Genomic DNA, 12,651 nt, shown 5'->3' with positions numbered 1-12,651 from the left:
CATCATGCGGGCAGGGTGGTGATGGCGGAGGACAGCGGCAAGCTTCGGGATGACGCGCCGGCGGAAGAGCGCCTCGCCGCCGGGCCCGTGCCGATCGCCGGGCTGCTCAGCCGGATCACCCGGCCGGCGATGCGTTCCCGCGGTGGCTTGCTCGCCCGTCTCGCTCTCGACTGGCCCGAGATTGTCGGGCCTGCGATCGCCGCCGTCACCGCGCCGGAGCGTCTCTCCTGCGGCAGGCAGTCCGCGACGCTCACCATACGCGCCTCGGGGCCGATGGCGCTCGAACTATCCCACCTAGCGCCGGAACTCCTCGCGCGGATCAACGCCCGGCTCGGCCGGGATGCGGTGGCGAGGCTGCGCTTCAGTGCCGGGAGCGGGCGCCGGGCGACGACCGGTGCCGGAGCGCCGCCGCTGCCCTTACCGAAGCCACCGTCGCGCGAGGCGGTGCTGCGCGCCGCCGCGGCGGTCGCCGACCTGCCGGAGGGCCCGCTGAAGGAGGCGCTCGCCCGGCTCGGTGCCGAGGTGCTGGCGCGCCGGTGAGATCGCGCCGTGGTGATGGGCGCGCCGGGTCGGGGCAGGCCACAGTCGCGGCGCTCGACTCGCCCCGGCGCGAGGCGCTATCTTCCACCACATCTTGGGGATGTGACCGTGATCGATCGTCGAAGCCTACTAGGCCTTGTGGGTGCAACCGCTTCGCTGGCCGCCCTTCCGGCGGCTGCGCAATCGGCGCTTCCGCCGCTTGCGGAGATGCTCGCCGAACGCTCGCTCGGCAACCCGGAGGCAGGCGTCACCGTCCAGGAGTTCTTCTCCCTCACCTGCAGCCACTGCGCCGCGTTCCACAACGACACCTTCCCGCGCGTGAAGGCGGAGCTGATCGACACCGGCAAAGTGCGGCTTGTCTGGCGCGATTTCCCGCTCGACCAAGCGGCGCTCGCCGCTGCCGCGATCGCGCGCGCGATGCCGGCCGAGCGCTACGAGGCCTTCATCGGCATGCTGTTTCGCGCGCAGGCGCAATGGGTGCGGCGAAGCTTCATCGAGGATCTGACGCGCCTTGCCGCTCTCGCCGGCATGCCGCGGGCGACGGTCGAGGCGGCGCTTGCGAGCGAGGCCCTGCAGCGCGGCATCCTCGAGGGGCGGCTTGCCGCCGAACAGCGTTTCCGGATCGAGGCCACGCCCTCCTTCGTGTTCAACGATCGCACCCCCGCCGTCTCCGGCGCGATCGGGTTCGAGCGCTTCGCGCGCGAAGCGGGCCTCGGCTGAGCCGGCGTCGGGAGAGGACGGCAGAGCCACATGGCGCTCACCTTCAGGCGGCTTCGCCTTTCCGGGTTCAAGAGCTTCGTCGAGCCGACGCATCTCGACATCCTCCCTGGGCTGACCGGGATCGTCGGCCCGAACGGCTGCGGCAAGTCGAACATCGTCGAGGCGGTGCGCTGGGCGATGGGCGAGACTTCGGCGAAGTCTCTGCGCGGCGGCGAGATGGAGGACGTCATCTTTTCTGGCACCGCCACGCGGCCGAGCCGAAACCATGCCGAGGTGTCGCTGCTGCTCGAGGCGCCCCCCGGGGCCGCCCCTGCGGCCCTGCACGCGGCGGCGAATGACGGCGGCGACGGCCGAGCAGGCCCGATCGAGATCGAGGTGCAGCGTCGGATCGAGCGCGGCCACGGCAGCATCTTCAGGGTCAACGGCCGGGAGTGGCGGGCGCGCGACGTTCAGCTCCTGTTCGCCGACAGTGCGACGGGCGCACGCTCCACCGCGCTTGTCAGCCAGGGCAAGCTCGGCGCGATCGTCAACGCCAATCCTCAGGACCGCCGCCATCTGCTCGAGGAAGCGGCCGGCATCACCGGGCTGCATGCGCGGCGCCACGAAGCGGAGCTGAAGCTCCGCGCTGCGGAAGCCAATCTCGCGCGCGCCGACGACGTCCTCGGCACGCTCGAGGCGCAGCTCGCCACTCTGAAAAAGCAGGCGCGCCAGGCCACACGCTACCGCAACCTGGCCGCGCAGCTCCGGGAGGCGGAGACGCTGCTCTTCGCCGCGCGTCTCGCCCGCCTCGCCGCGTCGAGGGCCGAGGCGGAGGCCGGGCTTCGCGAGGCGGACCGTCGCGTCGCCGAAGCGGCCGAGGCCGCCACTGCGGCCGCCGCCCGCGCGGCCGAGGTGGAAGCCGTTCTGCCGGAGCTGCGCGAGAGAGACGCCGCGGCGCGCGCGGCGGTCGAGCGCGCGCGTGCCCGCGTCGCTCGACATGAAGCCGAGGAGCGTGCCGCGAAGGCGTCGCTCGCTGCCGCCCAGGCGAGGCTCGCCGAGCTCGGGCGCGATCTTGCCCACGCCGAAAAGCTCGTCGCCGACGCGGCCGAGGCCGAGCACCGGCTTGCCGCCGAGGATGAGTCGCTTGCCCGGTCGGAGGCCGACCTTCCCGATCGGCTGGCGGCGGCGATGAGGAGAGCGGAGGAGGCTGCTCGCGAGGTCGCGGCACGCGAGGCGGCGGCGGAAGCGGTGACCGAACAGGCCGCGGAGGCGCAGGCGCGCGCCAAGGCGATCGGCGAGGCGATCGCCTCCGGAGAACAGGCTCTCGCCCGGCTGTCGGCCGAGACGGCGAGGCTCGGTCGCGAGCGGGCGGCCCTCGAGCAGGACCTCGTGGAGGCGGCGGCACTCGACAAGGCGGCCGCTGCGCTGGCCGAGGCGACGGAGCGCCTCGCCGCGGCACGCGCCGAGGTCGAGCGCGCCGAGGCCGCCCGGAGCGAGGCCGAAGCGGCCTCGGCACGCGCGGCCAAGGCCTCCGCCCAGGCGGAGGCAGAGCGTACCCGGCTCGCCGCCGAGGTCGCCGCTCTGCGGGAGGTTCTCGGCGGCCGCGATGACGAGCTTTGGCCGAAGCTCGTCGATGCGGTGGGCGTGCCCGAGGGTCTCGAGACGGCGCTCGGCGCAGCCCTCGGCGAGGCGCTCGAGGCTCCGGCCGACGAGGCGGCGCCGCGGCACTGGCGCGCGCTGCCGCCGATCGTGCCGGCCCAAGCCCTGCCGGAGGGGTGCACCCCCCTCGCCGCCCTGGTTACCGCCCCGTCCGTGCTCGCGCGCGCCCTGTCCCAGGTCGGGCTCGTGGAGACCGCGTCTGCCGGAGCGCAGCTCTGGCCGCTTCTCCGCCCCGGCCAAGCGCTCGTCTCGCGCGACGGCGCGGTCTGGCGTTGGGACGGCTACGCCGTGCGTGCCGGCACGCCGACCGCCGCCGCGACCCGGCTCGCGCAGCGGAACCGGCTCGCCACGCTCCGCGGCCAGCTCGCCGAAGCCGAGCGCTCGGCCGCGCGCGCGCGTGCCGAGCACGAAGAGGCCGCCGGCCGAGAGGCGCGCGCGCTTGCCGCCGAGCGGGCCGCCCGTGATGCCCGCAGAGCGGCCGAGCGGTCACTCGAGGAGGCGCGCTCGGCACAGGCGAGCCTGACGGCACGCGCCACCGCGGCGTCCTCGCGGCTTGCGGCGCTCGCGCCGCAGGAGGCACGGCTCGCCGCCGAGCACGCCGAGGCGTCGCGGCGGCTTGCCGAGCTCCGCGCGCGCGAGGGCGAGCTCCCCCGTCTCCACGACCTTCAGGCCGCCCTTGCCGAGGCGCGGGCAGCGCTTGCCGACGCACGTCGAGTCGAAGCGGAAGCGAGCGCCGCGCTCGCCGTGCTCCGCCGCGAGGCGGACCAGATCGCCGCGCGCCGGGCCGCCATCGCTGCGGAACGCCACGCCTGGGCGGAACGCGCGTCCGGTGCGACGGCGCGCCGCGCTGAGCTCTCCGCTCGCTTGAGCGAGGCCGAGGCCGACGCCGCGTCTCTCGCTGAGGCCCCGGGGCGGCTCGCGGCCGAGCTTGGCGAGGCCGTTGCCCTGCTTGCCCGGGCGGAAGCGGAGCGCGACGAGAGCGCCGCACGGCTCAACGCCGCCGAGCAGGAAGCGGCGGCCACCGCCCGCGCCCTGCGCTCGGCGGAGGCGGAGCTCGCAGGGGCGCGCGAGGCGCGGGTGCGCGCCGAGGGACTGGTCACCCAAGCGGAGGCCGCCGCCGCGGAGCTCGCCCGGCAGGTCGAGGAGCGGCTCGGGCTGAGCGCCGAAGCCGTGCTCCGTTCCGCGGTCCTGCATGAAACGCCTGAAGAAGCGGAGGCGTCCGCCGCGCGCAGGCTCGAGCGGCTCGCCCGGGAACGCGACCAGATGGGGCCGGTGAACCTTGCCGCCGAGCGCGAGGCGGAGGACGTCGAGGCGCGGATCGCGAGCCTCAAGGCGGAACGGGAGGATCTCACCGCAGCGATCGCCAAGCTGCGCGGCGCGATCGGGGCGCTGAACCGCGAGGGGCGCGAGCGGCTGATGGCCTGCTTCGCGGAGGTGGACCGGCACTTCCAGGCGCTGTTTTCGCGCCTGTTCGGCGGCGGCGCGGCGCATCTGAGGATGGTTGACAGTGACGATCCGCTGGAGGCCGGGCTCGAGATCATGGCATCGCCGCCGGGCAAGAAGCTCACCACGTTGTCGCTGCTTTCGGGCGGCGAGCAGGCGCTCACGGCGCTGGCGCTGATCTTCGCGGTGTTCCTGACTAACCCGGCGCCGATCTGCGTGCTCGACGAGGTGGATGCGCCGCTCGACGATGCGAACGTGGCGCGGTTCTGCACGCTTCTCGAGGAGATCGCCGCCTCCACCGGCACCCGCTTCCTCGTGGTGACGCACCATCGGCTCACCATGGCGCGGATGCACCGGCTCTACGGCGTGACCATGCCCGAGCGCGGCGTGTCACGACTCGTCTCGGTGGATCTCGCCTCTGCCCAGGCGCATGCCGCGACGCCGATCGCCGCCGAGTAGCGATCGGCCGCCCGGGTCACGAACTGGCGGTTCATTGGTTGTGACCCAAGACCAAACCCCATCTGGCCTGGAACCATCGAAGGCCGCGACTCGATGCCTCTCCTTCGGGCCGCAGCGAGGCGGCACGTTGTGGACGCCAGCATCCACCACGTTCGCGTTGCGCGCGTGCAGCGCAGCAGAGGGTTTCTTGACACCCCCCTGCCCTGCCGCTAGGTAGCGGACGCCTTCCGGGCGGGCTGCGCAAGGGAGGAACACGGGTTGGAGGATCCGGCCAAAGCCGGCGATCAGGCCTCCTTCGAGGCACGGTTGCAGGCGGCGCGCGCGCGGCAGGGGCTCGACAAGCCCAAGCGCCGGGCGGATGCCAAAGGGGCCGGTGGCTGGGGCCTCGGCATGCGTGCCGGGCTCGAGGTCGCCTCCGCTCTCGCCGTTGGTGTGGGGCTCGGTCTCGCGCTCGACGCCTGGGCGGGAACGCGCCCCGTGTTCCTGGTCGTCGGCCTGTTCCTGGGAGGGGCGGCGGGCGTCTCGAACGTCTACCGGCTGATGATGGGACGGCGTTGACGGATGAAGGGGACGCCCGGGTCGGGCCGCGCGGTCGCGGCAGTCCCGGCGTCGGCCGGGGGGCGGGATGGCGGCTGAAGGCAAGACGATCGACGCGCTGAGCCAGTTCGCTCTGAGCGAAGTTGCCGCCGGTTTCGCCAACAGCAACCTCTACATGCTGATCGCCGGGGTCGCGATCTCGTCGCTGATGGTGCTCGGCATGCGGCGTCGCGAGCGCGTTCCGGGGCGGCTGCAGAGCCTCGCCGAGGTCAGCTACCAGTTCGTGCACAACATGGTCGACGAACAGGTGGGACACGAGGGGCGGCGCTTCTTCCCGTTCGTGTTCACCCTCTTCATGTTCGTCCTGTTCGGCAACATGCTCGGTATGTTGCCCTACGCCTTCACCTTCACGAGCCATATCGCGGTCACGTTCACGCTCGCGCTTGTTGTATTCATCCTGGTCACCGCGGTCGCGATCGCGTTGCACGGGGCGAAGTTCTTCGGCTACTTCCTGCCCGAGGGCGCACCACTATGGCTCGCGCCGATCATCATTCCGATCGAGGTGATCTCCTATCTCTCGCGCGTCGTGAGCCTCTCGGTTCGCTTGTTCGCCAACATGGTCGCCGGGCATGTGATGCTGAAGGTGTTCGCGACCTTCGTGGTGCTGCTCGGCTCCTTGGGTGGCATCGGGTTGATCGGTGCCGCGGCGCCGCTTGCTCTCAACATTGCCCTGGTCGGGTTCGAGTTCCTGGTCGCGTTCCTGCAGGCCTATGTGTTCGCGATCCTGACCTGCATCTACCTCCACGACGCCGTGCATCTGCACTGAGCGCATGGCGACGGGACGGCCACCACCCACCCCACTCCGTAAAGGAAGGACAGACACATGGAAGTCGAAGCCGCGAAGGCCCTCGGGGCCGGTATTAAAGCCCTCGGGGCCGGGATTGCCGTCATCGCCCTGTTCGGCGTCGGGCTCGGGATCGGCAACATCTTCTCGTCTCTGATCACCTCGGTCGCGCGCAACCCGGCCGCGCGTGACGCCGTGTTCCCGATCGGCATTCTCGGCTTCGCGCTGACCGAAGCCGTGGCGCTGTTCGCCCTCCTGATCGCCTTCCTGATCCTCTTCACCACCTGAGGGCGCGCGGGCCGCGTCGCCTCGGCGCGGCCCGCCACCTGGCGCTGAGGTCTGGCATGCCGCAGCTCGACTTCGCCAACCCGCTTGTCCTGAGCCAGGTGCTCTGGATGCTCGTGATCTTCGGGGCGCTCTACGTGCTCGTGACGAAGGTCGCGCTGCCCCCTGTGGCGCAGGTGCTCGCCGATCGTGAGGCGGCGATCGCAGCGGATCTCGAGGCGGCCCGCAAACTCAAAGAGGAGGCGGACGCGGCTCTCGCCGAGCAGGAGAGAGCTGCGGCCCGCGCCCGCGCCGAGGCCCAGGCCGCCATCCGCGAGGCGACGGAAGCGGCCAAGGCCGAAGCGGCGAAGGCGCAAGCCGCGCTGAACGCAAGGCTCTCGGCCGAACTGGCGGCGGCGGAACAGCGTATCGCCGAGGCCAAGGCGAAGGCGCTGAGCGCGATCCGCTCGATCGCCGCCGAGGCCGCAGCGGAGGCGACCGCGAAGCTCACCGGCCTCGCCCCCGACCCGGCCGCCGTGGTGGCGGCGGTGGACTCCGCCCTTGCTGCGCGCCAGGAGGGCTGACCCTCATGCTTCAGGATCCGAAGTTCTGGGTTGCTGTCTCCTTCGCCCTGTTCATCGTGATCGCCTGGAAGCCGCTCATCATGCGGATCATCCGCATGCTCGATGAGCGTGGCGAGAGGATCCGGGCCGAGATCGAGGAGGCGAAGCGGCTTCGCGCCGAAGCCGAGGCGATGCTGCGGCGGGCCGAGGCAGCCCGCGCCGCGGCGGAACAGGAGGCGGCGGCGATCGTCGCCCATGCGCGCGACGAGGCGCGCCTCTTGGCCGAGGCGGCGCGCGCGGAGCTCGAGGCGACGCTCAAACGTCGCGAGCGCATGGCGCTCGACCGCATTGCTGCCGCTGAGGCCGAAGCTGCCGCCGCCGTCCGCAACACTGCGGCCGAGGTCGCCATCGCCGCCGCGCGCAGCCTGATCGCCTCCGGGTTGACCGAGGCCGGGCACGCCGGGCTGATCGACGCCGCGATCGCCGACATCCCGCAGAAGCTGCATTGACGGGGCGTTATCGCCGCTTCTGCAAGCGTTCACGCTCGCGGGTTGTGTGTCGGTGGAGCCGAGTGTGGTGCCGTTTCAATCGCTCCTGAGGCGGACGCTGACATACGGCCAGCGCATTGCGGAGTGTGGCGGCGGATCGTCGATTCCCCGAACTCGCGCTACGCGCCGACCACGTGCTTGCGATGCCGCTCTCGAAGAAGAGGTCGACGGGTTCCTACGCGTCGGGGGACCGCGCTACAGCACCATATCGTAGGTGATCCACATGGTCCGCGCCGCGAGCCGGTCATAGACGCCGCGGCCGCGATCGTTGTCGTCCGCCGTGATCCAGCGGATCAGGCCCCCCCCCCGCTCCCCCCCCGATCGCCGCCACCGCCTCGATCAGCGCATCGGCCACGCGCTTGCCGCGCATCTTGGGGTCGACGAACAGGTCGTCGAGGAACCCGCCGTACCCTGCGCGAAGCGGCCGCGCGAATGGCCGGTTGTGCGCGAGCCCAACCGGCTCGCCGCCTTCGTCGAGTGCGATGAGGCCCTTCACGTCGTGCCCGGGATCCATCAGCCAGCCCCACACCGTATCGCGCCTCTCTTCCGTCTGCTCGACCCGGTAGGAGGCAGCGTAGCCGGCATAGAGCCGGTCCCAGCCTGGGCGATGTTCCGGCGCGAGCGGAACGACGGTGACGGCCACGGCGCTCACTCCGCGGCCTGCGCGTAGCTCTCCATCGGCTCGCAGGTGCAAACCAGGTTACGGTCGCCGTAGACGTTGTCAACGCGCTTGACGGGTGGCCAATATTTCGCCGCTGCGACGAACGGCAGCGGCATCACCGCGACCTGGCGCGAATAGGGGTGCGTCCAGACCTCGGCGGTGACGTCCTCGGCAGTGTGCGGCGCGTTCTTGATCGGGTTGTCGCCGATCGGCCAGCGGCGCTCCTCGATCGCGCGGATCTCGGCACGGATCGCGATCATCGCGTCGCAGAACCGGTCGAGCTCGGCCTTCGATTCGCTTTCGGTCGGCTCGATCATCAGCGTGCCCGCCACGGGCCAGGACATGGTCGGCGCGTGGAAGCCGTAGTCCTGAAGGCGCTTGGCGATGTCCTCGACCATCACGCCCGCGGAGGCCTGGAAGCCGCGGCAGTCGATGATGCACTCGTGGGCCACGAAGCCGTGCGCGCCGCGATAGAGGATCGGGTAGTGGGGCGCGAGCCGGTGCGCGATGTAGTTGGCGTTGAGGATCGCGACCTCGCTCGCCTCCCGCAGGCCCTCCTCCCCCATCATCGCGATGTAGGCGTAAGGAATCGGCAGGATTCCGGCGCTGCCCCACGGCGCCGAGGCGACCGGGCCCGGCCCGCTCGCAGGGCCCGCCTCGGGAACAAGCGGGTGGTTCGGCAGGAACGGCGCGAGATGGGCCGCGACGCCGATCGGGCCAACCCCGGGCCCGCCGCCGCCATGCGGGATGCAGAACGTCTTGTGCAGGTTGAGATGGCACACATCGGCGCCGATCGCCGCCGGGCTGGTCAGGCCGACCTGGGCGTTCATGTTGGCGCCATCCATGTACACCTGCCCGCCATGGGCGTGGACGATCGCGCAGATCTCGGCGATCGCCTCCTCGAACACGCCATGTGTCGAGGGGTAGGTGACCATCAGGGCGGCGAGACGCGAGGCGTTCGCCTCAGCCTTGGCGCGCAGGTCGGCGAGATCGACATTGCCGTCACGGTCGCAGGCGACGGCGACAACGCGGAACCCGGCCATCACCGCCGAGGCCGGGTTGGTGCCGTGCGCCGAGGTGGGGATGAGGCACACGTCACGATGCCCCTCGCCGCGGCTCTCGTGGAAGCCGCGTATGGCGAGAAGCCCCGCATACTCGCCGGCGCTGCCCGCGTTCGGCTGCAGCGACACGGCGGCGAAACCCGTCACGGCGCAGAGCCACTGTTCCAGGCGCGTGATGAGCGTGCGGTAGCCCCGCGCCTGCTCTGCCGGAGCGAAGGGGTGGATGTTCGCGAAGCCCGGGTTGGTGATGGGGATCATCTCCGCGGTCGCGTTCAGCTTCATGGTGCAGGAGCCGAGCGGGATCATGGAGCGATTGAGCGCCACGTCCTTGTCCTCGAGCCGCTTGAGGTAGCGCAGCATCTCGTGCTCGGCGTGGTGGCTGTTGAACACCGCCTGGCGCAGGAAGCGGCTCGTGCGCAGAAGACCCTCCGGGATCGAGGGATCGGCTGTCTCGGGCAGCGTCACGCTCCGGCCCGCCGCCTCCCCGAGCGCGTCGGTAAGCCGCTCGAGATCAGCGCGCGTCACCGTCTCGTCCATCGCCACGCCGACATCCGTCGCGTTCACGCGGCGGAGGTTGAAGCCGCGCGCGAGCGCCGCGGCCATCAGCGCCTCGGCACGATCACCGCAGTCGAGCGTCACGGTGTCGAAGAAGGCACCGTGGCGTGGCGTGAAGCCAGCGTCCCGCGCAGCAGCGGCGAAGATGCGTGCCGCGAGATTGCACCGGCGTGCGATCCGCTGAAGCCCGTCCGCCCCGTGCCACACCGCGTACATCCCCGCCATCACGGCGAGCAGGACCTGCGCGGTGCAGATGTTCGAGGTCGCCTTCTCGCGGCGGATGTGCTGTTCGCGCGTCTGAAGCGCGAGCCTGAGCGCCGGCCGACCGGCGGCATCGACCGAGACGCCGACAAGCCGGCCGGGCATCTGCCGCTTGAACGCATCCCGTGTGGCGAAGAAGGCCGCGTGCGGCCCGCCATAGCCGAATGGAACACCGAAGCGCTGCGCCGAGCCGACGACAACGTCGGCTCCCATCTCGCCCGGCGGCCGGATCAGCGCGAGCGACAGAAGGTCGGCGGCGACGATCGCAAGCGCGCCCGCGCCCTTCGCCGCGGCGATCACGCCCGCAAGGTCGCGGAGCTCACCGGTCGTCGAGGGGGTCTGCACCAGGACGCCGAAGGGCTTGCGGGCGCACGACGCGGCGAGGTCGGCGAAGGCCACGCGCTCGACCGTGATGCCGAGCGGGCGGGCCCGGGTTTCGACCACGGCGAGGGTCTGAGGATGGCAGTCGGCGGCGGCGAGGAGGAGCCGGCTTCCGCCCTTCTGGACATGCAGAGCGAGCGCCATCGCCTCGGCCGCCGCCGTGCCCTCGTCGAGCAGCGAGGCGTTGGCGATCTCCATCCCGGTCAGTTCGGTGACCATCGTCTGGAAGTTCAGCAGCGCCTCGAGACGCCCCTGGGCGATCTCCGCCTGGTAGGGCGTGTAGGCAGTGTACCAGCCGGGGTTCTCGAGCACGTTGCGCAGGATCACCGGCGGCACATGGGTGCCGTGATAGCCGAGCCCGATCAGGCTCTTGATGTCGGAGCGGTTCTCGGCGGCCAGCGCCGCGAGCTCGGCAAGAACCTCCGCCTCCGAGCGCGCGGGGGGGATTGCCATGCGGCGCGTGAGGCGGATCGCGTCCGGAACGGTTCGGGCGATCAGCGTCTCACGATCGGGCAGGCCAAGCGCGGCGAGCATCGCCGCCTGCTCTGCCGCCGAGGGGGCGATGTGGCGCGCGCGGAACTCCTCGCGCCCCGAAAGCGAGTCGAACTCGGCGATGGCGTTCATGCGCGTTCTCCGGCTCAGAGCGTCTCGAGGAAAGCGGCGTAGGCGGTCTCGTCCATCAGCGCCTCTGCTTCGGAGGGGTCGGACGGTTCGATCCGGAAGAACCATCCCTCGCCGGTCGGCTCGGCGTTGACGAGGCCCGGGTTCTCGGCAAGCGCCGTGTTGACCTCGACGATCCTGCCTGAGAGAGGAGCGTAGATGTCGGAGGCGGCCTTGACGCTCTCGACCACGGCGCAGGCCTCGCCCGCCGAGACCACGCGCCCGACCTCCGGCAGCTCGACGAAGACGACGTCGCCGAGCGCGGTCTGCGCGTGGTCGCTGATGCCGACGGTGGCAACGTCGCCGTCGAAGCGCACCCATTCGTGGTCCTTGGAGAAACGAAGCTCGCTCATCGGGTGGCTCCTTGCTCAGCGCTTGTAGCGGTGGGGAACGAAGGGGGTGGGTGTGACGCGCGCGGGCAACGGCTTGCCGCGCACGAGAAGAGTGAGCTCGGTTCCTTCTCCGGCGAAGGCGGGCGGCACATAGCCCATCGCGACCGGTGCATTGAGGCTCGGCCCGAAGCCTCCGGAGGTGACCTCGCCGAGGGTGGTGCCGTCCCCGGCGAGGATGGGCGTGTGTGCGCGCGCGGGCGCGCGGCCTTCGGGGCGGAGGCCGACTCGGATCCGCCTCGGCCCGCTTTCGAGCTCAGCCCGTACCCGCTCGGCGCCGAGGAAGGTCCACTCGCTTCGCCGTCGCTTGCCGATGGTCCAGGTGAGAGCCGCCTCGACCGGGCTCGTCGTGCGGTCGATGTCGTTGCCGTAGAGGCAGAGCCCGGCCTCGAGACGGAGACTGTCGCGTGCCCCGAGCCCCGCCGGGGCGACGTCCGCGTCGGCGAGGATCGCCCGCGCGAGCGCCTCAGCCTGGTCAGCGGCGACGGAGATCTCGAACCCGTCCTCGCCGGTATAGCCCGAGCGCGAGACGATGGCAGGGATTCCGGCGAGCGTGACCTCGCCCACGCCGAGGAACGGCAGGGCGGCGGCAGCTGTGCCGCCGAGGCGGATCATCACGGCCTCCGCCGCCGGCCCCTGGAGTGCGAGCAGGGCACGGTCATCCCAACGCTCGAGACGCACGCCCGCGGGCAGATGCGCGGCGATATGGGCGAAGTCGGCGTCCTTGCACGCGGCGTTGACGACGAGGAGAAGATGGTCGCCCCGGTTCGCGACCATGAAATCGTCGAGGATCCCTCCGTCTGCCACGGTGAGCAGGGCGTATTTCTGACGCCCAGGCTTGAGGCTCTGGACGTCAGCCGGGGTGAGCGCCTCGAGCGCCAGCGCCGCCCCCTCGCCGCGCAGCACCGCCTGGCCCATGTGGCTGACATCGAACAGAGCGGCCTTCGTGCGGCACTGCGTGTGCTCGGCGATGATCCCGGCCGGATATTGAAGCGGCATCGCATACCCGGCGAAGGGGACCATCCGCGCGCCGAGCAATCGGTGCAGCGCGTCAAGCGGCGTCGTCTTCAGATCCTCGGCCACGGGTTCCCCCAACAGCTAGCCGCCCTGCGGCAGAATGCCGAAGG

12 protein-coding genes are annotated in these 12,651 nt (G+C 71.4%); 8 read left to right on the top strand and 4 right to left on the bottom strand.

Translation table 11 applies throughout. The features are described from left to right. Positions 1-21: 21 nt before the first annotated feature. The 8 genes from KO353_RS00135 (at position 22) to KO353_RS00100 (ending at position 7,517) form a co-directional block, all read left to right on the top strand. Entirely contained in the window at positions 22-540 is a 519-nt protein-coding gene (locus KO353_RS00135) for a DUF721 domain-containing protein (RefSeq protein ID WP_218285798.1), read from the top strand. Between the two features lie 108 nt (positions 541-648). Then, positions 649-1,260 (top strand): thioredoxin domain-containing protein, encoded by a 612-nt coding sequence (locus KO353_RS00130; protein ID WP_235691947.1) that lies wholly within the window; start codon positions 649-651, stop codon positions 1,258-1,260. 30 nt (positions 1,261-1,290) lie between these two features. Then, entirely contained in the window at positions 1,291-4,800 is a 3,510-nt protein-coding gene (smc, locus tag KO353_RS00125) for a chromosome segregation protein SMC (RefSeq protein WP_218285797.1), read from the top strand. A 258-nt stretch (positions 4,801-5,058) separates the two neighbouring features. Next, on the top strand, positions 5,059-5,358 hold the full coding sequence (locus KO353_RS00120; RefSeq protein ID WP_218285796.1) for an AtpZ/AtpI family protein: 300 nt from the start codon (positions 5,059-5,061) through the stop codon (positions 5,356-5,358). A 67-nt stretch (positions 5,359-5,425) separates the two neighbouring features. Continuing rightward, positions 5,426-6,163 carry a F0F1 ATP synthase subunit A gene (locus tag KO353_RS00115; RefSeq protein WP_218285795.1) on the top strand — a complete coding sequence of 246 codons (738 nt, stop codon included), beginning with the start codon at positions 5,426-5,428 and terminating at the stop codon, positions 6,161-6,163. Positions 6,164-6,220: 57 nt separating this feature from the next. Continuing rightward, a complete protein-coding gene (locus KO353_RS00110) occupies positions 6,221-6,469 on the top strand; it encodes an ATP synthase subunit C family protein (RefSeq protein ID WP_218285794.1) in 249 nt (82 codons plus the stop codon). A gap of 56 nt (positions 6,470-6,525) precedes the next feature. After that, positions 6,526-7,029: a F0F1 ATP synthase subunit B family protein gene (locus KO353_RS00105; RefSeq protein ID WP_218285793.1), complete on the top strand. Its 504-nt coding sequence runs from the start codon at positions 6,526-6,528 to the stop codon at positions 7,027-7,029. A 5-nt stretch (positions 7,030-7,034) separates the two neighbouring features. Then, a complete protein-coding gene (locus KO353_RS00100; RefSeq protein WP_218285792.1) occupies positions 7,035-7,517 on the top strand; it encodes a F0F1 ATP synthase subunit B family protein in 483 nt (160 codons plus the stop codon). Between the two features lie 283 nt (positions 7,518-7,800). On the opposite strand, the gene KO353_RS00095 is transcribed toward KO353_RS00100, so the two are convergent. From KO353_RS00095 to gcvT, 4 genes are read right to left on the bottom strand one after another with little or no spacing between them, the layout of a single operon-like run. Continuing rightward, positions 7,801-8,199, bottom strand: a complete 399-nt coding sequence (locus tag KO353_RS00095) for a GNAT family N-acetyltransferase (protein ID WP_235691946.1) — start codon at positions 8,197-8,199, stop codon at positions 7,801-7,803. A 5-nt stretch (positions 8,200-8,204) separates the two neighbouring features. After that, on the bottom strand, positions 8,205-11,099 hold the full coding sequence (gcvP, locus tag KO353_RS00090; protein ID WP_218285791.1) for an aminomethyl-transferring glycine dehydrogenase: 2,895 nt from the start codon (positions 11,097-11,099) through the stop codon (positions 8,205-8,207). 14 nt (positions 11,100-11,113) lie between these two features. After that, positions 11,114-11,488, bottom strand: a complete 375-nt coding sequence (gene gcvH, locus KO353_RS00085) for a glycine cleavage system protein GcvH (RefSeq protein ID WP_218285790.1) — start codon at positions 11,486-11,488, stop codon at positions 11,114-11,116. 15 nt (positions 11,489-11,503) lie between these two features. After that, complete coding sequence (gene gcvT, locus KO353_RS00080) at positions 11,504-12,607, bottom strand: glycine cleavage system aminomethyltransferase GcvT (protein ID WP_268906200.1); 1,104 nt, start codon at positions 12,605-12,607, stop codon at positions 11,504-11,506. Positions 12,608-12,651: the final 44 nt, after the last annotated feature.

It is taken from the genome of Elioraea tepida, assembly GCF_019203965.1.
GTDB lineage: Bacteria > Pseudomonadota > Alphaproteobacteria > Acetobacterales > Acetobacteraceae > Elioraea_A > Elioraea_A tepida.
Note: the sequence above shows the minus strand (reverse complement) of the source record. Positions and strands in the feature narration are given on the sequence as shown.